Here is a 21,385-nt window from a genome sequence, read left to right as displayed (position 1 = left end):
ATAATATGAATAAGATAATAAAAAATATATTGATTGCAAGCATAGCTTTAAACACTTTTACAGCTTGTGACAAAGAGCTTGATATTGAACCCAAAGTTAGTATCGATGAATTAGCAGCCCTTAATACATCAAAAGATGTGCAAGTAACCTTAGTGGGTGCTTATGATGGCTTGAGTGATGGAAATGTACTTGGTGGTGGTAACCAGTATATTAAAGAATTATTAGTAGATGACAGAGACGTTGTCTTCGGTGGCACTTTCACTACTTTAGATGAAATTTGGAGAAAAACAATCAGCACGACTAATGCCGATGTGACAAACTTATGGATGGATAGTTATAATACTATCAACAGAGTGAACAATGTTATGTCTGCAATCGATAAAGTTGATCAAGCTGAACGTGCTTCTGTAGAAGGGCAAGCAAGATTTATTAGAGGAATGTTGTACTTTGAACTGGTAAATTTATATGGTAAATTTTGGGGAGATGGTGATAATAATACCAACTTAGCAGTTCCTTTAGTATTAACGCCTACTCGTGGTATTACTGCCGAAGATAACCGTACTCGTGCTACTGTAGCTCAGATTTATACACAAGTATTAGAAGACTTGACTAAAGCTGAACAGCTACTACCTTCTTCATTAACAAATACTGGATTTGCTACAAAAAATGCAGCAGCAGCAATATTGTCAAGAGTATATTTAGCTCAAGGAAACTACGCTTTAGCTCGTGATGCTGCTAACAGAGTAATTACTTCAGGAAAACATAGCCTAGCTCCTACTTTTGAAGATGCCTTCAACGATGATGCTAATGCTGAAGAATTAATTTTCAGAATTATTGTTACGGATCAAGACGGCGTTAATGATTTAAATACATTCTATGCTTCATCCTCTAACCAAGGACGTGGAGACATTCGTGTTCAATCAAAGCATCTAGCGCTATATTCTCCTGAAGACACTAGAGGTCAATTCTTCAATGTTCTTAATAGAAATGTATTTACTTTGAAGTTTGCAGATAGATATGCAGACTTACCGATTATTCGTTTATCAGAAATGTATTTAACCAGAGCAGAATGTAACTTTCGCTTAGGTACTTCAGTAGGTGCAACAGCTTTATCTGATATTAATTTAATTAGAACACGTGCAGAAGCAAATATTCTCTCAAGTCTGACACTCTCGGATATTATCAAAGAAAGAAGGCTTGAATTAGCATTTGAAGGAAGTAATTATCTTGACATCAAAAGAAATAAACTAAAAGTAGGTACTGTTGACTATAATGCCAATTCATTGGTACTCCCAGTTCCACAAAGAGAAATAGATACAAATAAGTCATTAATACAGAATTCTGGCTATTGAGTATTAGTTAATCATTACAACTTACCCAAAACCACCCTAAATTCAGGGTGGTTTTTTTGTTTATATTCTAAATCTACTCAGCTTGATTCTATAAATGCCTAATATTACATTTATTAAAAAAGTACAAATTGAGTATTCACGATCAAATTACAATCCTTGTTTAAGTATTTTTAGGGAATTTAAACTAAGTATTTATTACAATTTCAAAAAACTCCATTTATCTGTATAAAAATGACGTATATCGCAATAATATTACCGTTAGTCTAATAAATACAATAAATGCAATCTCTCCAAATCTCTAACATCAGTTCTTTATTACAAAACACAAGCCATTTACGATAGATATTATAAAAAAATTTAATATTTACTTGATTGGTAAAGTACAATTTTTTAAATTGAATAATAATGTATTTCATTATACAAATTTCAACCAAAACTAAATTATTAAATGAAGAAAAAATTACTAACGATTTTCCTCGTTATGATGACTTGTTGTGCAAGTATTTTTGCGCAAGACAGAAAAATATCAGGAAAAGTGACCGCTGCCGAAGATGGCTCAGGTCTTCCAGGAGTCTCTGTTCAATTAAAAGGAACAGCTAAGGGTACTCAAACAGACAACAATGGAAACTATTCAATACCTGTTCCAGCAACGGGTACTCTTGTATTTTCTTTTGTTGGAATGACCTCACAGGAGATTGCTATTAGCACAAAATCAACAATTGATGTAAAACTTGTAGTAGATGCCAGACAACTATCTGAAGTTGTTGTAACAGGTACTGGATCTGCTGTTGATAAGCGGAAGCTTGCTATTGATGTACAATCAGTAAGTTCAAAAAATTTACCTTCAGTTCCTTCTGCTTCTATTGACCAAGCGTTAGTAGGTAAAATTGCAGGTGCACAAATTTCAAGTGGTAATGGAATGCCAGGACAGCCTGTAAATATCGTTCTGAGAGGTATCAACACGATTAACCGTGGTACAGGCCCAATGATTTTGATGGATGGTATCCAATTAGGAACAACAGATCTTAACTCTATTGACCTTAACACTATTGACAGAGTTGAGGTTATCCAAGGTGCAGCGGCAGCAACTATTTATGGTGCACAAGGTGCTAATGGTGTAATTCAACTATTTACCAAGAAAGGTAAAAATGGGCAATTGAGTATTGATGTTTCTTCAAGTGTTATTCGAAGTGAATATTTGAACATTGGTGGAGTTAAAAAAGCAAATTTACATGGCTTTGTGACCAACGCTAATAATGAAGTAGTGGGAGGTTCTGGAAAGCCATTAGTTTTAGACCCTACGTATGGTTCGTATAGTGAGAACGTTATATGGAATAGTACTGACCCAACTTTGTTGATCAATAAACCTTACGACAAAAATTTGCAGTATTACGATCACTTTAATATGTTTTTCAAGCCATCTACTAACTATAATAATTCAATCTCAATTTCGGGTGGAAATGGCAAAAGTGACTTTGGACTTTCATTATCACACAATCAGCAAGAAACTAATTTCAAAAACTTGGGGGGGCTAGGAAGAACTAACTTTACCTTGAATGTTGGTGCTGAATTAGCAAAAGGTTTGAAACTTCGTTCTATTACGCAAATGATTTACACTAAAAATACAATAAATGATGCATCAGGTAGAAGTATTATTTATTCTGTATTTAACTCAAGACCATTTGCTAATTATGATTTCAAAGATGCTGATGGAAATTATCCAGTATATTTTGGAGATGCTGTAGGGGTAAACGGAGCCAACCCTAACTTTGTTAATCAATATACTCAGTCTTTGATTCATAAAGTTGACCTTGTTCAGAATTTAAACTTGAACTATCAATTTCCTCGTTTTATTGAATTAGATGCTAAATATGGTATCAACTACCAACACCAAGAAGATACTTATACTTATTTGAATCAAGAAGGTAACAAAAATGCAGTTGACCAACAGTATTTTTACACTAACTATGGTTCTGATGGAACTGGTGAATTAGATCAATATAATTACAATACCACTTTCCAAAACTTTATGGGGTCTTTATTCTTGAAAACAGATTTCCAAAAAGATTTCAATCTGAATATTCCAATCCGTACTTCAACGCAGGTTTCGTTCGACTGGAGAGATAAATTCTATAAACAATATTATACTTATGGTTTAGGATTGCCTACTTATACTCCATTCAATGCTTCGCAAACACCAACTAATCGTATTGCAAGTGATTACAAAGAGCCATTTGTAACGTATGGTTACCTAGTAAATCAACGTATTGACTTTGGTGATTTTGCAGGTATTTCTGGTGGTTTCCGTACTGATTATTCATCAGCGTTTGGTGCTGCATCTACTCCATTTACTTTCCCTCGTGGTGATGGTTATGTTAGATTATCTGCTATGAATTTCTGGAAAGATTCAAGGGTTTCAAACGTGCTTGAAGAGTTCAAAATTAGAGCAGCTTATGGAGAAGCAGGTATTCAACCTAAACCATTCGACCGCTACGTTACTTTGAATACCAAAACGATTGGCTCTAGTAATAGTTTCTACTTCCCATTAGGGCAATCAAATCCAGATTTGAATGTGGAAGTATCTAAAGAATTAGAAATTGGTACAGATATAGGTTTAGCCTTAGCAAAAGGAACACCTTGGTTGAATGATGTAGCGATTTCAGGTAGTTATTGGAAAAGAACAACAGACAACGCTATCTATAAAGTTGATGCTGCGCCTTCTACTGGTGTAGGTACTTTGTTAGATAATGCTTTCTCATTGGCCTCACATGGTTTCCAGTTCTCTGTTAATGCTAATGTTTATAAAAACACTCAATTCTCTTGGAATTTTACAACAAACTTTGGCAAGCAAACTTCTGAGATTACTTCCGTAAGAGGTGGTGCCGAAGTAGTTGTTACTTCAGCTGCTGGTAGTACTGGTTATGTACTTAGAGCAGGTGAGAAAATTGGGCAATTGTATGGCTTTTATGGTGTACATAGTTTAGATGCATTATTGCCAGATGGTACAGAAGCAATACCTGCAGATAAACGTGCTAATTACGAAGTAGCAAGTAATGGATGGGTAGTTAATAAAACTACTAAAGCACCATATTTTTCTACGAAACAATACAGCTTTGGTGATCCAAATCCCAAATTTAATATGTCATTTATCAATGATTTTTCTTGGAAAAACATAGTAAATGTAAGTTTTCAAATTGACTGGGTAAATGGAGCGCATTTATACAACCAAACAAAAGAATGGATGTATCGTGATGGTATTCATTATGACTACCAAGTACCAATTACTATCGGTGGACAAACTGGTGCTTGGTCCGCTTTCTATCGTGGTGTTTATGCAGAAGTTTCACGTAATGGTACTAAAAATTATTTTTATGAAGATGCTTCTTTCGCTCGTTTACGTAACCTTTCAATTGCAGTTGACTTAGTTAAAGCAACTGGTCTAAAAGGTTTTAGAAAACTTCAGTTAGTATTAACAGGACGTAACTTAGCTACCATTACAAATTACACAGGTTTGGATCCAGAAATTTCATCAGGTTCAAATAACTCTGCTTGGGATAGAGGAACTGATCATAACACAATGCCAAACTTACGATCATATCAAATTGGCTTGAATGTTGGTTTCTAATTCTTAAACATAATTTATATCTAAAAGGAAAAATCATTTCCAAGAAAAGAAATAATTATTCAGTTAAAAAGATTCGACGAATGAAAAAGATAAAAATAACCGCACTGTCATTGCTACTAATAAGTAGTGTATTAACATCGTGCAAAGATCAACTCGATATTCAAAACCCAAATCAGCCGACGCCTGCTAGTGCTGCAACAGAAACTGGTGTCATTGGTTTAGCGCAGGGCGCAATATATGTTAACGGTTTTACTTCATCTGGAAATAAGTATTACGACGGTGTTGTTGGTGCTTTTTACAACGGTGTTGTTGGCTTTCATGAAATGATGGGTGATGTAGTCGCTGCGGAAGCAGCTAACACTTACATGAATAACCTTTCAGCGCCCAATGAAGTAATTTTAGATGATGGCACCAAAGTTGCTAATCCTAATTCGCCAAGTGCACAGATTACCTTACTAAGAGCTATAAATGTAAACTCTCAACAAGGTGGCAACCCCGGTTTTCATGAATGGTCAATGATGTATGGCTTAAACAATGCAGCAAATTCAGTATTAGAAGTAGTTGAAAAAACTACATTTTCAGGAGATGCCGCAACCAAAAAGAGTACAATCAAAGCTTGGGCTTATTTCTGGAAAGGTTTTGCATATTCTCGTATTGGTTCAATGTATTATGCTGGTCTAATTAATAATACTTCAAGCTCAACGAATGGCAACTATGTAACAAAAGAAAAGATAATAGAAGAAGCAAATGCCAATTTTGACAAAGCTGCAAGTACTTTAACTGCTATTACCAATGCCGCTGATTATACAAGTGTAATGACCTTGTTGGTTCCAAGCTTTTTTCAAGGAGGTAAAGGTGCTGTACCAACTATAGCACAATGGGTGAAAAACTTGAACACCATGAAAGCTCGTAATATCTTGGTTAATACACCAACTTCATCAGTGACTGCTGCACAATGGGGAAATATTTTAACCTTAACAAATGCAGGTATTGGTACAGCTGACCCAGTTTTTGCTGGCAATACAAATGCTACAGGTGATATTTTTGCTCCATTATCTTACAGTGTAGCGGCAAGAAGTGTTGGTGCTAATGCTTCTGGAGGTACCTATAAAATTTCAGAACGTTTAATTCAAGATTTTAATACCGGAGATAAGCGTTTAGCCAATAACTTTAATCAATATCCTGTTTGGGTTGGAAACTCCGATCGTGGTAATGCGTTCAATACTCGTTGGGCTATTAAAGACGGAGGAAATGGCTTACCTGGTGTAATGGTTTACACAAACCGTGCAGCTGGTGCTGCCGAATTATATATGGTTGGTAGTTATGAAGAAAATGAGTTAATGAAAGCCGAAGCTAAACTTTATACAGGAGACATTGCTGGTGCAGTAACAAGCATCAATGCTGTAAGAAGTTACCAAGGTGCTGGTTTAGCACCAATATCTTCAGCTGATTTAGCAACTGTTAAAGAAGAATTACGCAAGGAAAGAAGAGTGGCTTTAGCTTTTAGAGGACTTTCATTTTATGATGCCCGTCGTTGGGGTATATTAGATAGTGGTCGTAAAAATGCAGTAGTCATATCAAAAGATGGAAAAACAATTAACACTAAGGCAACAATCAATTATGGTTATCTTGATTATTGGGATGTTCCAAATAATGAATTAGCTTATAACCCTGCTGCTACTGGTAGTGCTCCAGTAAAAAATCCAAAATAATATTACAAAAGTATGTATTTTTAAAAGACCTCCTTTTTAAGGAGGTTTTTTTATGGCTTTCGCTCAAGCAGATTGTTTTTAGTTCTTATTTCAATCATTAAAGCTATAATCGCCTCTAATATAGTATAAGTGAAACCTCTTATTGCATACCATTTTTGATATCATCATGTCATAAACTTAATAATTCCCTTAGCTTCTCTATATTGGAAAAGTTCAAAATAAGTATTCATCATTAATTGCTCTTTTTATTATTAAGTATTTTACACCACATTGTATTAAGTAATTTATACATATTTCAAATATTGATTTTATATCAATAAAACAGCTATTAATCATTAAAAAAAAACATTTTGTCGCACAATTTTGCTTATTTAAAAACCATAAAAATCATCCAGTCTATAAAAAAATCGAAAATACATTTACCAACCAAGTAATTATTAAATATTTTTAATAATTACTTGGTTGGTAAAGTACAATTTTTTAAATTAGATATTGTTAGAAATAACACAATATCATTAAACTAAATTAAACCAAAACTAAATTATTAAATGAACAAAAAATTACTAACGATTTTCCTCGTTATGATGACTTGTTGTGTAAGTATTTATGCGCAAGACAGAAAAGTAACAGGGAAAGTGACCGCAGCCGAGGATGGCTCAGGTCTTCCAGGAGTGTCTGTTCAATTGAAAGGTAGTACCAAAGGAACAACCACTGATGCTAATGGAAATTACTCTCTCCCAGTAAATTCGAGTGGCACAATCCGATTCACATTTGTTGGCTTCGCTCCTAAAGAAGTCGCAGTAGGTAGTCAAGCTGTTATTAATGTTCAGCTTACTAGTGACAATCAACAATTATCTGAAGTAGTAGTAACAGCACAAGGAATTGTCAGAGAAAAACGAGCACTTGGCTATTCTGTTACTTCATTAGACAAAAAGGTTATTGAAGACAAACCTCAATCAGATATCGGTCGTGTACTTCAAGGTAAAATTCCAGGTGTAAACATCACTTCAACTTCAGGGGTTACTGGTACAGGTACAAACATTACGATTCGTGGTTATTCTTCGATTACGGGTTCTGTACAGCCTTTGTTTGTTGTTGATGGTGTACCTTTCAACTCAAATACCAATACTCGTGGTGGTTTTACAGGTGGTGGACAGTCGTCTTCAAGCCGTTTTCTTGATATTGACCCCAACAATATCGAAAACGTAACAGTATTGAAAGGGTTGGCAGCTACAGTTACTTATGGAGACCAAGGTAGAAATGGAGTAATTTTAATTACTACTAAAAACGGCACTAAAAAGGCTAGAAAAACAGAATATTCTATTACTCAGTCTGTTTTTACCAATACGGCTCACTTGCCTAGATACCAAAATTCTTATGTGGGTGGTTTTCAACAAAACTTAGGATACTTCTTTAGTAACTGGGGACCTTCATTAGAAGAAGCTAAAAATTATGCTTCACAGAATACCAACACAGCATTAACAACTCACCCTTACGCATTTTTAACTAACGCTGCTGCTAGAGATGCAATGGCTTCGTATGTAGCATCCGTTACTCCATATACCATGCAATTCTTCCCTAACAACGTTAGTGATTTTTTCCGTACTGGTATTATTGCAAATACTTCTATGAACATTTCTGGAGGTGGCGAAAAGGTTAGTTATAACATATCGGCGGGTTATAACAATGAACAGGGTTATATTCCGAACAATGGTTTGAAAAGATTGAATTTAGGGCTAGGATTAAACGCTCAATTATCGAAAAAATTGACGGTTAACACTTCGTTTAACTTCTCTAATACAGACCAAACATCTCCTCCATTAAGTGCTGGACAAGGTAATAATGCCAATGATTTCCCTTCAGTTTTGGCAAACGTAATGTTTACACCACGCCAAGTAGATTTAATGGGCTGGCCTTACGAAAACCCAGTAGATGGTAGCTCTGTATATTTTAGAAGTGGTAACGATATTCCTAACCCAAGATGGATATTGAATAATTATAAAACCACTGGTGTTGTAAACCGATTCTTTTCTGCAACATCATTCAATTTAGATATCACTAAAGAACTTGCTTTGATTTATAAAATCGGTTTAGATACTTATGATGAAACGCAAGAGTTTTTACTAAACAAAGGTGGGGTGTCTTTTGTAAATGGTTTTTACAATACACTAAACTTCAAGAACACAATTTGGGATAACTCAATGATTCTTTCGTACAATAAAACGGTATCTGATAAATTAAGCTTATCAGCTAAATTAGGGGGTAACATGAGAAATGATAGATTCTCTCTCTATAATATCTCAAGCCAGAACCAATTAGCACGTAATTTATTTCGCCACTCAAACTTTATTGATAACGTAGCATCAAACTTTACTTCAGAACAAACTCGTTATGGTATTTTCGGTGAAATTACTGCTGACTATAACAACTATTTGTTCTTGAATTTAGCTGGAAGAAATGACTGGACATCTACAGTAGAGGCTGAAAATCGTAGAATTTTTTATCCATCTGCCAGCCTTTCATTTGTTCCTACGTCTGCTTTTGAAGATCTAAGTAGCAATACGCTTAATTTCTTAAAACTTAGAGTTGGCGTTGGTACATCTGCTGGTTTCCCTAACCCATATCAAACAAGAAATATCTTAAATCAAAATGCAAGAGGTTGGTTAACATCTTCTCCAATTCAAACACATTCAGTTGATAATAGTTTAGGTAACCCAAATCTAAAACCTGAATTACATACTGAAACTGAATTAGGTTTAGAAGGTAAATTATTCAATAATAAAATTGGCTTCGACCTTACTGTGTATCGTAGAGATACTAGAAACTTGATTACAAGCGCTCCTTTGGATGCTTCTACAGGTTATACAAGTACTACAATTAACGTTGGTAAAATCAGAAACCAAGGGATTGAGTTTAGTTTAACAGGAACACCTGTAACAAAAGGCCCATTCTCGTGGGATGTAACTTTGACTTACTCACGCAATACTCCAGAAGTATTAGATTTAGGTGGAACTATCCAAGAAGTACAAGTAACAGGTTTTGGTTCATCATTGGGTAATTACGCTATCGTAGGTCAGCCATTCAACGTAATTAAAGGAACTGGTTTCCGTAGAAATGCTGAAGGTAAATTATTGATTGATGGTTCTGGAAACTTACAGGCAACTACTTCTCCAGTGATTTTAGGTGATCCTAACCCAGCCTTTGTTTCAAGTATGATTAATGGATTCAATTATAAAGGCTTGAGCTTAAATGTAATGGTTTCTTATCGTCATGGTGGAGCATTGTATTCATCTACTGCGGGTGCTTTGTTAGGTCGTGGTTTAACGATTGAATCAGGTAGTGAAACTGGTTATGACAGAGCTCAAACTTTTATCTTCCCAGGTGTTAAAGCAGACGGTTCAGCAAACGACATCCAAGTTACTGGTTCTGATATTAACTTCAACAACGTTTATTTCTTTGGTGATGAAGGTAGAATCTACGATGGTTCAACCATCCGTCTGCAAGAAGTATCATTGTCTTATAGCTTGCCTAAAAAGTTTTTGGGTAAATTAGGTATTAAAGGAGCAAGTATTGGTTTGTCGGGTAATAACTTATGGTATAAAGCTTTACACATTCCAAAAGGCTTGAATCTTGATACAGACAATTTAGGCTTAGGTGTAGGTAATGGTTTAGGTTTTGAATTCTTGACCGGACCAAGCTCTAGAAGACTAGGAGGAACATTGAAATTGACTTTCTAAACAACGACAAACATTGCTTAGGGAATTCTAATTAATGATATTTTCATTATAATTCATAAAAAGATGATAAATAAATTCATAAAATATTTGTTTGTTTTGTCAGCCATACTGGTAAGCTCGTGTAAACTCGACTTACTTGACAATCCAAACGCAGTAACAACTGGAAATACCGATATAAACTACTTAGCGAGCCAAATCCAGATTAGTTACTCAGGTCATTTTAACCAATTAAGTGACCCAGGAATGCGATTAACCAGAATGTTGAATGCTGGAGCTGCCATTTATGATAATGCTGTTACCCCAGGCGGGCTTGATGGAACTTGGAATACTGCTTATGCTGGTATTTTGAATGATATAAAAACGCTCATTCCTTTAGCTGAAAAAGGCGAGTTTTTTGTTCATTCAGGTATGGCTCGTTTCCTTAGAGCATCTGTAATGGTAAACTTAGTTGATGCTTTTGGTGATGTACCTTACTCAGAAGCTTTGGATGCAAGTAATTTCAACCCTAAAACTGATGGTGGTGCTTCTATATATACCGCTGCTTTAGCGGATGTTGATAAAGCTATTGAGAACTTCGGAGCTAAATCTAAATCAGGTTTAACAACAGACCTTTATTATTCTGGAAATGTTGATAACTGGATTCGTGCAGCAAATACTTTGAAATTGAAAATTTTATTGAACAAAAGATTGATTGATGCAGCTGGTTCAAGAACAGCAATCAATAGCTTAATAGCTGGTGGAAAATTAATTTCATCTACTTCACAGAATTTTACTTTCAAATTTGGTATTAACCAAGTAAACCCAGATAATAGACATCCTAGATATGCTGGTCAATATTCGTCAACAGGTGGTGGAGATTATCAGTCTAATGCCTACATGGGTAGTATGTATGATAAAAAAGACCCAAGAATTCGTTCATATTTTTATCGTCAAGTTATTGTGAATTCTAAGGATGTCAACGAAATCCGTTGTATTACGAATCAAAAACCTAACCACTACGCTGCAACAGATTACTACTGTTTACCAACTAACGTAGGGTATTGGGGACGTGACCATTTGAGTAACGAAGGTATTCCACCAGATGGATTAAGAAGAACAGCTTGGGGATTATACCCTGCTGGAGGGCAATACGACAATGATAATGGTAAACCAGTAGCATTAGTAACAGGTGCGGCTGGTGCTGGAATTCACCCAATTTTAATGTCTTCATTTACAGACTTTATGTTGGCTGAATCTGCCATTACATTGGGTACAACTGGCGATGCTAAAACGCTTTTGGAATCTGCTGTTCGTAAATCAATGACTGATGTTCGTACTTTTATCTTAGCTTCTGCTGAAGGAGGAAAAATAGCAACTTTCGAAGCCGCTAATAATATAGTATGGGCTAACGAGGTAAACAATTATGTTACAGCTGTATTAAGTGCTTATTCATCTGCGACTTCAGATGCAGACAGACTTAACATCGTAGCGACTGAATATTACTTTGCTTTATATGGTAATGGTATTGAGTCTTATAACTTATACAGAAGAACGGGAATGCCTAAAAACCTACAGCCAGCTTTAGACCCAAATCCTGGAGCATTTATTCGTTCTTTCTATTATCCTACTTCATTTGTTAGTAGAAACGCAAATGCTAAACAAAAGGCGAATATGACTTCTCCGGTATTCTGGGATAATAATCCTGCAACTTTATTCAAATAATATTAGCTTTTGAATTTCCTTAAAATTAAAATATCATGAAAAACATTTTAAAATATTCAATTTTAATGATTTGCGGGCTAGTAATATTAGCTTGCAAAACCGAAATAGTTGAACCAATTGATTTAGATGCTCTTGAAACTGGTGGATATGTCCGTACTGTAAGTCCATACCCTGTTTCTTCATCTACTTTCAACTATAAAATTACAGACATGGGTGGTACAAAAATGGAGATTGTTGCTGAGGCTGTAACGCCAAATAAAGGAGCAGACTTTGCATCTTATGAATTGTTTGTAAAGTTTGTGGATGCTACTGCTTCAAATGGCACAAAAACTACGTCAATACTCCCTCTTAAAACAATTCTTGCATCAGCATTTACTAAAGATGCTATTACAGGATATCCTAGAGCAACAATTACGGTAACAGGAATAGAAGCTTTAGCGGCATCTAAACTTGTTATAGGAGATATTGCAGCAGGTGATCGCTTTGAAATTACTGGCACGATGAAACTTACTAACGGTAAGACTTACAATGCTGCTAACACTGGTGCAAACATTACTGGTGGAGCCTTTTATAGCTCACCATTCTTTTACAGAGTAAACGTTTTGCAATAGTATTAAAAAGGCATCATCCGAAACATTTGTTTTGGGTGATGCCTTTAATAAAAAAACCTGCCACTAAAGTAAAAACTTTATTAGCAGGCAAAGAATCCAGAAAACTAGATTCTACTTTGGGTGTGTTAGGTTTTTGAGAGACAATGACATTACTTATTAGAATGTCTTTATGTGTTTAACTTTATCTTGACTTCTTCTTCAATAAAATTGCCTTAGGCGTTTTCCTAATAGCTTCTCTGAACTCACTTATTCTTCTTCTTGATACAATTAATTCTTGACCATCTTCCAGAATTATCACTAACTTTTTATCTTCCTTTCTCCATCCATTCATAAAGGCAATATTCACTACATGATTGTTGCTTATGCGTATAAACGTGAATTCATCATTTATCCTTTCTTGCATCACTCTTAAAGTACGAGCCACAAGCAAACGTTCTTGATTTGTGGTATGGACAGTCGTGTAGTTTTCATCACTCTTTAAATATAAAATTTCGTTTAGAGCGATTTGACTACTTTTTGTTAGGTATAATTTTTTCATAATCTTGGCAAGTATTACTATTACAAAAATGCAATTTTTAGTTCTTAGGTTATTAGCTCGAAATCGACAAAAATTAGCTCATTTAGTACATTTTACCAAAAAAAATACTATTTTGAATAAACAATACTAGGTAAAGTACTATTAATGCGTTTTCAACCAATCAGAGGGTGATTTTCCATAAAATTCTTGAAAAACCTTTGTGAAATATGAAAGACTTTCAAAACCTACTTGAAAGGCAACATCTGAGATATTTCCATTACGATTTTTTAATAATTCGGCAGCTTTTTTTAATCGATAATTTCTGATGTATTCTACTGTTGTTTGATTAGTCTGTATCTTTAATTTTCTTCTTAATTGAACCGCACTCAGGTTCAAAGCATCTGCTAAATCAACAATATTGAAAGTGCTATCTGAAAGTTTATTTTCAATTATTTCATCTATTCTTTGTAAAAAAACATCATCTGGTGGACTCAAAACATGCTCCCTTTTTGTTGTTTTTAAGGCTTTATTTAACTTATTTTTTTTGTTTTGTTCTTTATCAACATTACTTGTTTCAATCAATTCTTCTTCTGAAAAATCAGCAATTGTATTTACCAAAACTGGTGTATTAGCTTCTACTTTTTCAGGTTGAATACGCTTAAAAAAATGAAAGACTAAAAATATGAAAAATACAATTTTTGACATTTCTGCAAGAAAAATAATATGATGAATCCAATCGAAATCAATGACTTGCAATAACCTTAATTGTAGAAATAAAAAACCTAAAAAACTAAATAAAAAAGAGCAGACAAAGTATCCTTCAAGTTTGATTTTTTTGTAGTAAGCATAAACAAAGAGTAAAAGAATTGTGATTTCTGCAAGCACAGAATTCCAAACATTCATTTTTATCCACTTCCAATTATAATCTACACATATTGCAAATAACAAGGTAAAAGTGGCAAGAATAATGAAATATAAATACCATTTTATCCATCTTGGAAATTGAGTAGTGATTGGCAAAATATAAAATGTTAAAACGATTTCAGGGACAACTAAAAGTCGATAAGGAAAAGTATTAATAAGCGATGAAAGGATTGGATTACTGGTAAATAAATCTCCAAGTGACTCATGATATCCTAACACAGTGATAGAAATGCAAAAGGAATAAAAGGCAAAAACGCTATAGGCATTGGTTTTTAGTAAGAAAAAAGCAATGATTCCAATCAATAGATTTCCAAAAAGTTGAACCCCATCGAAAAACCAATTTCTACGGTCGTCTGAACGGCTTTTAATTTCTTGAGCCTTTTCGGGCATTACTAAAAATTTTGTATAAAAACCTCTTTGGCTAGTAATTTTTATATAAAGTGTCTTGGGTTGGTTAGCTAATAGAGGAAAAAGAACAATTGGGTGATTTGAGCTATAATTTCTTTTTTCTTTAGCCACAAAACAACCTCCTCGTATAATATCAAAATTATTGTTTCCATTTGGGATGAAAACATCAAAATACTCAATTAATGGATTTCCACATTCAAATGACCAATTAGTAGTTTTTGAAGAATATAAAGTAACTTTAAACCAACGAGTAACGTCAGAAAAACCAAAATGAATTGCTTTTTGGGGATGAGCAATAAACTGTCGATGTTGAATATCACGAAGTGTTAACTTAACATTATTCGTTTCATAATACTCTACAAAAGACGAAATATCTATCGGAGAAGTAGTTTTTGATAAATCTATGCCTTTCGCTGATACACTTAACCCATTAAAATAAAAGCATACAATTAACAGAACAATTCTTTTGAGAAATTGAGAAATTAACATTTATTACTTAGTTCGGATTCAAATTACATAGTATTGATTCACAGTAATTAAATTACAAGACCTCAATACCCAACGTTGGGTAAACAAAATCTCATATTTAACAAAAATGAACCTTAATAGTATGATATATATTTTAGTGTGTTGTTACAACAAAGATAATAAAGATGAACGCTTAAACAATTATTTAATCGAAAAAAAATCCCTTTCAATCAAGAATTTATTTTTATGCTATTTTACAGTTTATATATAGCTAACAATTCTTTCTCTTAAACATGATATAATAAAATCAACAAACTCAAAGACAATGTTTTATGATAAATAATAGTTAGTCAACAAATTATTTATCATAAATTTGAATTCATCTGCTTAATCTAAACTAATTTTTCATGAATCGTATTGATAGACTCTTTGGCATTTTCACTTTTTTACAATCTAAAAAATATACTTCAGCCGAAAAAATTGCGGAGAAATTTCAAATCAGTGTTCGTACTGTTTACAGAGATTTAAAAGCTTTAAATGAGTCGGGAATTCCGTTAGGTTTTGAACCGAACAAAGGATATTTTATCGTACAAGGTTTTTTTCTTCCGCCTATTTCTTTGACGAGCGACGAAGCAAATGCTTTACTTTTAATGGAATCAATCGTTTATCGTTTTACTGATAAATCCATTCAAAAACATTACTCAAATGCTTTGAATAAAGTAAAATCTGTATTGCCGAATGCTCAAAAAGATAAAATTGATTTACTTTCAGATAATATCAAATACCAAATTTCTCCTTGTATTGAGCAGAACTATGAATATTTATCTGATTTACAACAATCTATCTCTGCTAAAACAATCATTGATTTTGATTATAAAAATAACAAAGACGAAATTAGTCATCGTCGAGCAGAACCTATCGGCTTGGTTTTTTATGCCTTTAATTGGCATTTAATTGCTTGGTGCTATAAGCGAAATACTTATCGTGATTTTAGAGTATCCAGAATTTTAGATGTTAAAAATACCCAAATACCTTTTCAAAAAAACGACCACATTCCTTTGTCTGACTATATGAAACTACTTCCAGTAAACTATTAAATTATATTTAAAATTCTTGAAAAATCACTGACATAGGGTTGTCAGTAGCGTCTGTTTTATTTGCATTATCAACCAAAAAACAAACAACATGACGATGATTGCAATGTTCTTAAAAGAGTTAGACCAAGAAGCGGTTAGTACTCGTAAAATGTTATCAATAGTACCAAATGAAAAATTCAACTGGCAACCTCACCCTAGAAGTATGAATGTTCTAACACTTGCAACGCACATTGCAGAGTTACCTTCATGGGTTGGACTTGCTTTAACTACTAGCGAATTAGATTTTGCAGCGGCTCCTTATGAACCCTTGAAAGTTAATTCAACCGTTGAACTTTTAGAGGTTTTTGAAAAAAATATTGAAGATGCTAAAGCTCATTTATTAGCTGCCAGTGAAGAACAGCTAAATGATAATTGGACATTAAGAAACGGCGACACTATTTATAGTACTACTCCAAAAAGCGAAACAATTCGCCATGCTTATTGTCAAATTGTACATCATAGAGCTCAATTAGGTGTTTTTCTCCGCTTACTTGATATTCCAATTCCTGGCTGTTATGGACCAAGTGCAGATGAAATGGGCTTATATTAATTGCTAAAGACCCTACTCAAACCTCATCTCAAAAAGAGATGAGGTTTTTTTTCACCAAAAGTTCTCATGTTGCCATGAGAGATTGGGGCAGCCGCCACTGCAAGTAAGGTAATTATTAGATAATTATTATTTGATGAATGCTAGCTCAATCAATATCTTTGTTGAAATAAAAACATAAGAATATGTTAGCCATCAACAAAATCCATCACATTGCTATTATTTGTGCTGATTATACAATCTCTAAAAAGTTTTATACAGAAATACTTGGTTTCAAAATAGAAAACGAAGTGTTCAGAAGCGAAAGAAATTCCTATAAATTAGATTTATCGGTAAATGGAATCTATCAAATAGAGTTATTCTCATTTCCAAACCCTCCTGCTCGTGCTTCTCGCCCCGAATCTTGTGGTTTAAGACATTTAGCTTTTGAAGTAAATGATGTCCAAGAAACACATAATTATTTAACAGGATTCAATATCGACTGCGAGAGTATCAGAATTGATGAATTCACTGATAAACAATTCTTTTTTATAAGTGACCCAGATGGACTACCCATTGAGTTTTATGAGAAATAATGGATTTCAAGCTTAAAAAAGTGGTACTACTTTCTTTTGAAAAATAGCACCACAACACTTTAAGGGATAGAGGTAATTGTGTAATTGAACTAAAAATCTGCAAGGGTTAGTCGTTATTAATACTGAAAATAGGTATTGTAATTTCATAAAAAATCCTCAGGCGGATAGTAAATATTATGGTAATCTAACCATTCTTGGAGTATGCTTTTTTTTCTTTTAGGTACTCCAATTTGTACGATTTCACTAAAATTATTTTTTAACTTTACGTAGAGAATATTAAGTACTTGTGAATACAATACAAATGATACATCATCTGGCTTGAACACATCTCCTGATTCGTCCTTCAACTGAAAAGATACATTTTCATTCATAGCTTTTAAAGATTGATAGAAGTAAAAAAAATGTATAAAATGTACTTATTAAATGATGAAAAACATACAGAGTGTAGGTGTAGCATCTAATTTTTCAATGTTTAGATGTATTTCTTCAACAAAATAAGGGAGTTTTCATTGAAGATTTTAGCGTAAAAATACCTGTTTTACGAAAAAGGAAATTTACCTAATCAAATTAATCTATGATAAATAACACCAATAACGAGGCTATTTCTTGGGAAGATTTTGAAAAAGTGAAACTTCAAGTCGGGACAATTTTAGAAGCAAAAGATTTCCCAAAAGCCAAAAAGCCAGCATATCAATTAACCATTGATTTTGGTGATGAACTAGGTATTAAAAAATCATCAGCCCAACTTACAAAGCTTTACAGTAAAGAAGATTTGATTGGTCGCCAAGTAATTTGTGTAACGAATTTTCCGCCAAGACAAATCGCTAATTTTTTCTCAGAAGTATTAGTAACAGGAATTGTTTTGCCAGATGGTGAAGTAGTTTTGGCTTCTGTTGAAAGAAAAGTGCCTAATGGAACTAGACTTGCCTAAACATCTTTCAAAAAGTTTCAGACACTTCAAAGCATTAAACTTCATCAAATTATATAACAATTTTAAAACCTTTAGTAAATTGCAGTATTATTGAACCTCAACATCTTAAATCAAATGAAAACCATATTTATCTTCATATTTTCTTTAATGGTTTTTTCCGAAGCTTCTGGTTTTGGATTGATTGAATATTCTACAGTGATGCATACCAAACATCGTAATAAACAAGATACATTACGAAACAATAGTCAACATTTTGAAGTTATTCAAGCAAACCAAGTGCTAAAAAAAGAGCCTGAAAAACCTGCTGATAATCACTTTACTAAATCCCTGATTCAATGGATTGCGAATGGAGTAAAGTCAACTGTAGAATTTATTACTAGTGCTTTTGTAAGTGTTGTAAAAGCTATTGTTGCCGCTATCGTTAGTTTATTTACTTCTAAAGCTTGGTAAATCATTGATAACAAAACATCATAAACAGCTTGGAATAGCATAGCTACTTAAGCTAAAATTCCATGAAAATAGAAATTAAAACTAAAGTAAATCAAAGCCTTTTTAATGTTTGGAAAGGTTTTAATCTATCTTTATTCAAAGCACTCTCCCCTCCTTTTCCTCCTGTTATTGTCCGACAATTTGATGGTTGTCTCGAAGGTGATATTGTTCATTTAGAATTAAATTTTATTCTTTTTAAACAAGATTGGATTTCTTCAATTATTGAACAAAAAACGACAGAATCTAGCATTTACTTTATTGACAAAGGAACGAAACTCCCATTTTTCCTAAAATATTGGCATCATCAACATACAATGCTAAGTGAAGAATCGGGTACGGTAATTATTGATGAGATAACATTCAACACTCCTTTTATTTTGACGGATTATCTAATGTATCCCTTACTTTATCTTCAATTTTTATACAGAAAACCCATTTATAAACGATATTTTCAATAAAGCAAAATCCACTCTAATTTGCAAAGAGTGGATTTTTTGTGTTAATTCGTTTTGACAAAATACATTTCATTGAAATCAACGAGTAAAATCTCATCATTTCGACCCAAACAAACTTAATCTTAAATGAAGCTAAACATTACCACTAAAATTATCATCGGTTTTATTATCGGAATAATTGTAGGACAAATCATGCACACTCAACTAAGTGTTGAGCAAATTGCTGATGTTAGTAAGAACATTAAACTATTAGGAGATATTTTTTTAAGAAGCATTCACTTAATTGTTGGTCCGCTTATTTTTTGTACTTTATCTGTAGGCGTTGCCAAATTAGGTGATTTCCGTTTGGTAGGCAGAATCGGATTAAAAACATTAGCTTATTTCTACTTCGCTACTATTCTTTCTTTACTAGTTGGCTTAGTTTTCGTAAATATTACTCGTCCCGGAGAATTTGGCACTTGGAAATTACCAGCTTCTGGTATTGAAACTGGAGTAACCGCAAAACCTCTAAAAACCTTCAGAGATTTCCTTTTCGAAATTTTTCCAGATAATATCTTTCAAGTTTTTGCAGAAAATAAAACTTTAGGAATCATTATGGTTTCAATCGTTTTTGGAATTGCTTTAGCAACAATGGGCGAACATGGCAAAAAAATCTCAAAAGGCATTGATTGGATTGGCGAAGCCATCTTCAAAATCGTAGGCTATATTATGTTATTAGCTCCTTTTGCCGTTTTTGCATCCATGACCAATGTAATTGCACAAAATGGTTTAGGCGTTTTAGTATCTTATGCTTACTTAATTATTTGCTTCTTCGCTGCTTTACTCTTCTTTATTTTTGTGGTACTTTGGTTGATTTGCTATTTATTGAAAATCCCTTACTGGCGTTTAATGGCAACGATGAAAGATGCTATTTTACTTTCATTCAGTACTGCGAGTTCAGAAGCATCAATGCCAAAGCAAATTGAGTCTTTGAAAAGTTTAGGCATCAGCGAAAGAATCATCGGTTTTGTTTTGCCTTTGGGTTATAGTTTTAATTTGGATGGCTCGATGATGTATATGACTTTCGCAACGGGTTTTATTGCGCAAGCTTATGGAATGCCTTTAAACTTAGACCAACAAATCACAATGCTTCTAACGCTGTTATTAGCGAGCAAAGGTATTGCTGGTGTGCCACGTGCTAGTTTGGTGGTAATTATGGGAACAATGACCCTCTTTGGACTTCCACAAGAAGGTTTGGTATTACTTCTTGGCGTAGATCCTTTCTTAGATATGGGTCGTTCGGCAACATCGGTTGTTGGAAACGCCGTTGCCACAGTAGTTGTCAGTAAATGGGAAGGCGAAACACTTAGTGAAGCATAAACTAAAATTTTACTCATAAACATGAGTCATCCCGAATTCTCTCCTAAAATAGCGAGTTTTAGAAGATTTAAAAGTTTTTTGGATTTGTTCTCGTCCTTACTTTTTGTCTCGTATGTTTGTCTTACTAAAAATCATGTTCGAATAGATTAAATTCCGAAATTAGCATTTGTGTGATGAGAGGAGATTCTTGTCTAAACAATCCATTTGGATATGTACATTTCAAGGGATTCCCCATCACTCATTGCTAAGAGTCACAACAGCACCTTAAGCATCACCAAAATGGTGGTAAACTTGTATAGGACGAGAAAAGACAATTTAATCTATCTAAGACCATGAGCAAAAAAGTAATCAACAATCAAGCTATTTTACGTCAATGTGTGGGAATAGACATCAGTAAGGATAGTTTTGTTGCTTGTATTAGTCACAAGACTTCGACCGATGAAATCATTGTAAAAAGTACTAAAAAGATTCCCAACTCTCTTAGTGGTTATCATACCTTACAAGAGTGGGTTTCAAAGTTCACTAACTCTGAGTTTCCATTAATTTATGTAATGGAAGCTACTGGAATTTATTACGAAGCTCTTGCATTCGATTTACTAGAAAGAGGTAAATCTGTGAGTGTTCAATTAGCAAAGAATGTCAAGTTCTTTATGCAAAGCCATAATATTAAGTCTAAAACAGATGACATTGATGCCCAGGCTATCGCTCAAATGGGTCTTGAAAGAAAACTTAAACTATGGCAACCGGGAAGTATTCAAATGCGACTCTTGAAACATCTATGTCGGGAAAGAATAATGCTTCAAGCAGAACAGACTAGTGTTAAAAATCAATCTCATGC

Annotated in this window: 16 protein-coding genes; 14 read left to right on the top strand and 2 right to left on the bottom strand. The window is 33.8% G+C overall.

Annotated elements, in window-relative coordinates; genetic code table 11:
- Nucleotides 1-5 precede the first annotated feature (5 nt).
- The 6 genes from VB798_RS19625 (at nt 6) to VB798_RS19600 (ending at nt 12,738) form a co-directional block, all read left to right on the top strand.
- Nucleotides 6-1,352, top strand: coding sequence for a RagB/SusD family nutrient uptake outer membrane protein (locus VB798_RS19625; RefSeq protein ID WP_323688937.1), 1,347 nt, complete (start codon nt 6-8; stop codon nt 1,350-1,352).
- A 448-nt stretch (nt 1,353-1,800) separates the two neighbouring features.
- Entirely contained in the window at nt 1,801-4,977 is a 3,177-nt protein-coding gene (locus VB798_RS19620) for a SusC/RagA family TonB-linked outer membrane protein (RefSeq protein WP_323688936.1), read from the top strand.
- An 80-nt stretch (nt 4,978-5,057) separates the two neighbouring features.
- Complete coding sequence (locus tag VB798_RS19615) at nt 5,058-6,689, top strand: RagB/SusD family nutrient uptake outer membrane protein (RefSeq protein WP_323688935.1); 1,632 nt, start codon at nt 5,058-5,060, stop codon at nt 6,687-6,689.
- 548 nt (nt 6,690-7,237) lie between these two features.
- Nucleotides 7,238-10,426 carry a SusC/RagA family TonB-linked outer membrane protein gene (locus VB798_RS19610; protein WP_323688934.1) on the top strand — a complete coding sequence of 1,063 codons (3,189 nt, stop codon included), beginning with the start codon at nt 7,238-7,240 and terminating at the stop codon, nt 10,424-10,426.
- A gap of 63 nt (nt 10,427-10,489) precedes the next feature.
- Nucleotides 10,490-12,127 carry a SusD/RagB family nutrient-binding outer membrane lipoprotein gene (locus VB798_RS19605; protein WP_323688933.1) on the top strand — a complete coding sequence of 546 codons (1,638 nt, stop codon included), beginning with the start codon at nt 10,490-10,492 and terminating at the stop codon, nt 12,125-12,127.
- 35 nt (nt 12,128-12,162) lie between these two features.
- On the top strand, nt 12,163-12,738 hold the full coding sequence (locus VB798_RS19600) for a hypothetical protein (RefSeq protein WP_323688932.1): 576 nt from the start codon (nt 12,163-12,165) through the stop codon (nt 12,736-12,738).
- A 181-nt stretch (nt 12,739-12,919) separates the two neighbouring features.
- Here VB798_RS19600 and VB798_RS19595 read toward each other — a convergent pair whose 3' ends face one another.
- The gene (locus tag VB798_RS19595) at nt 12,920-13,276 is read right to left on the bottom strand and encodes a LytR/AlgR family response regulator transcription factor (RefSeq protein WP_323688931.1); all 357 of its coding nucleotides are present in this window, start codon (nt 13,274-13,276) and stop codon (nt 12,920-12,922) included.
- Between the two features lie 141 nt (nt 13,277-13,417).
- A complete protein-coding gene (locus VB798_RS19590) occupies nt 13,418-15,076 on the bottom strand; it encodes a 7TM-DISM domain-containing protein (protein WP_323688930.1) in 1,659 nt (552 codons plus the stop codon).
- Nucleotides 15,077-15,462: 386 nt separating this feature from the next.
- On the opposite strand from VB798_RS19590, the gene VB798_RS19585 reads away from it, so the two are divergent.
- The 8 genes from VB798_RS19585 to VB798_RS19550 form a co-directional block, all read left to right on the top strand.
- Nucleotides 15,463-16,152, top strand: a complete 690-nt coding sequence (locus VB798_RS19585) for a helix-turn-helix transcriptional regulator (RefSeq protein ID WP_323688929.1) — start codon at nt 15,463-15,465, stop codon at nt 16,150-16,152.
- 88 nt (nt 16,153-16,240) lie between these two features.
- Nucleotides 16,241-16,741 (top strand): DinB family protein, encoded by a 501-nt coding sequence (locus VB798_RS19580; protein ID WP_323688928.1) that lies wholly within the window; start codon nt 16,241-16,243, stop codon nt 16,739-16,741.
- A 182-nt stretch (nt 16,742-16,923) separates the two neighbouring features.
- On the top strand, nt 16,924-17,313 hold the full coding sequence (gloA2, locus tag VB798_RS19575) for an SMU1112c/YaeR family gloxylase I-like metalloprotein (protein WP_323688927.1): 390 nt from the start codon (nt 16,924-16,926) through the stop codon (nt 17,311-17,313).
- Nucleotides 17,314-17,887: 574 nt separating this feature from the next.
- The gene (locus VB798_RS19570; RefSeq protein WP_323688926.1) at nt 17,888-18,244 is read left to right on the top strand and encodes a tRNA-binding protein; all 357 of its coding nucleotides are present in this window, start codon (nt 17,888-17,890) and stop codon (nt 18,242-18,244) included.
- A 114-nt stretch (nt 18,245-18,358) separates the two neighbouring features.
- Nucleotides 18,359-18,694 carry a hypothetical protein gene (locus VB798_RS19565; RefSeq protein WP_323688925.1) on the top strand — a complete coding sequence of 112 codons (336 nt, stop codon included), beginning with the start codon at nt 18,359-18,361 and terminating at the stop codon, nt 18,692-18,694.
- A gap of 62 nt (nt 18,695-18,756) precedes the next feature.
- Nucleotides 18,757-19,191 (top strand): SRPBCC family protein, encoded by a 435-nt coding sequence (locus tag VB798_RS19560; RefSeq protein ID WP_323688924.1) that lies wholly within the window; start codon nt 18,757-18,759, stop codon nt 19,189-19,191.
- A 123-nt stretch (nt 19,192-19,314) separates the two neighbouring features.
- A complete protein-coding gene (locus VB798_RS19555) occupies nt 19,315-20,547 on the top strand; it encodes a dicarboxylate/amino acid:cation symporter (protein WP_323688923.1) in 1,233 nt (410 codons plus the stop codon).
- 332 nt (nt 20,548-20,879) lie between these two features.
- Nucleotides 20,880-21,385, top strand: a 506-nt coding sequence (locus tag VB798_RS19550) for an IS110 family transposase (protein ID WP_323688922.1), incomplete at its 3' end; no start/stop codon positions are given.

The sequence above is a fragment of the Arcicella lustrica genome, assembly GCF_034930985.1.
Classification (GTDB): Bacteria; Bacteroidota; Bacteroidia; order Cytophagales; family Spirosomataceae; genus Arcicella; species Arcicella lustrica.
Note: the sequence above shows the minus strand (reverse complement) of the source record. Positions and strands in the feature narration are given on the sequence as shown.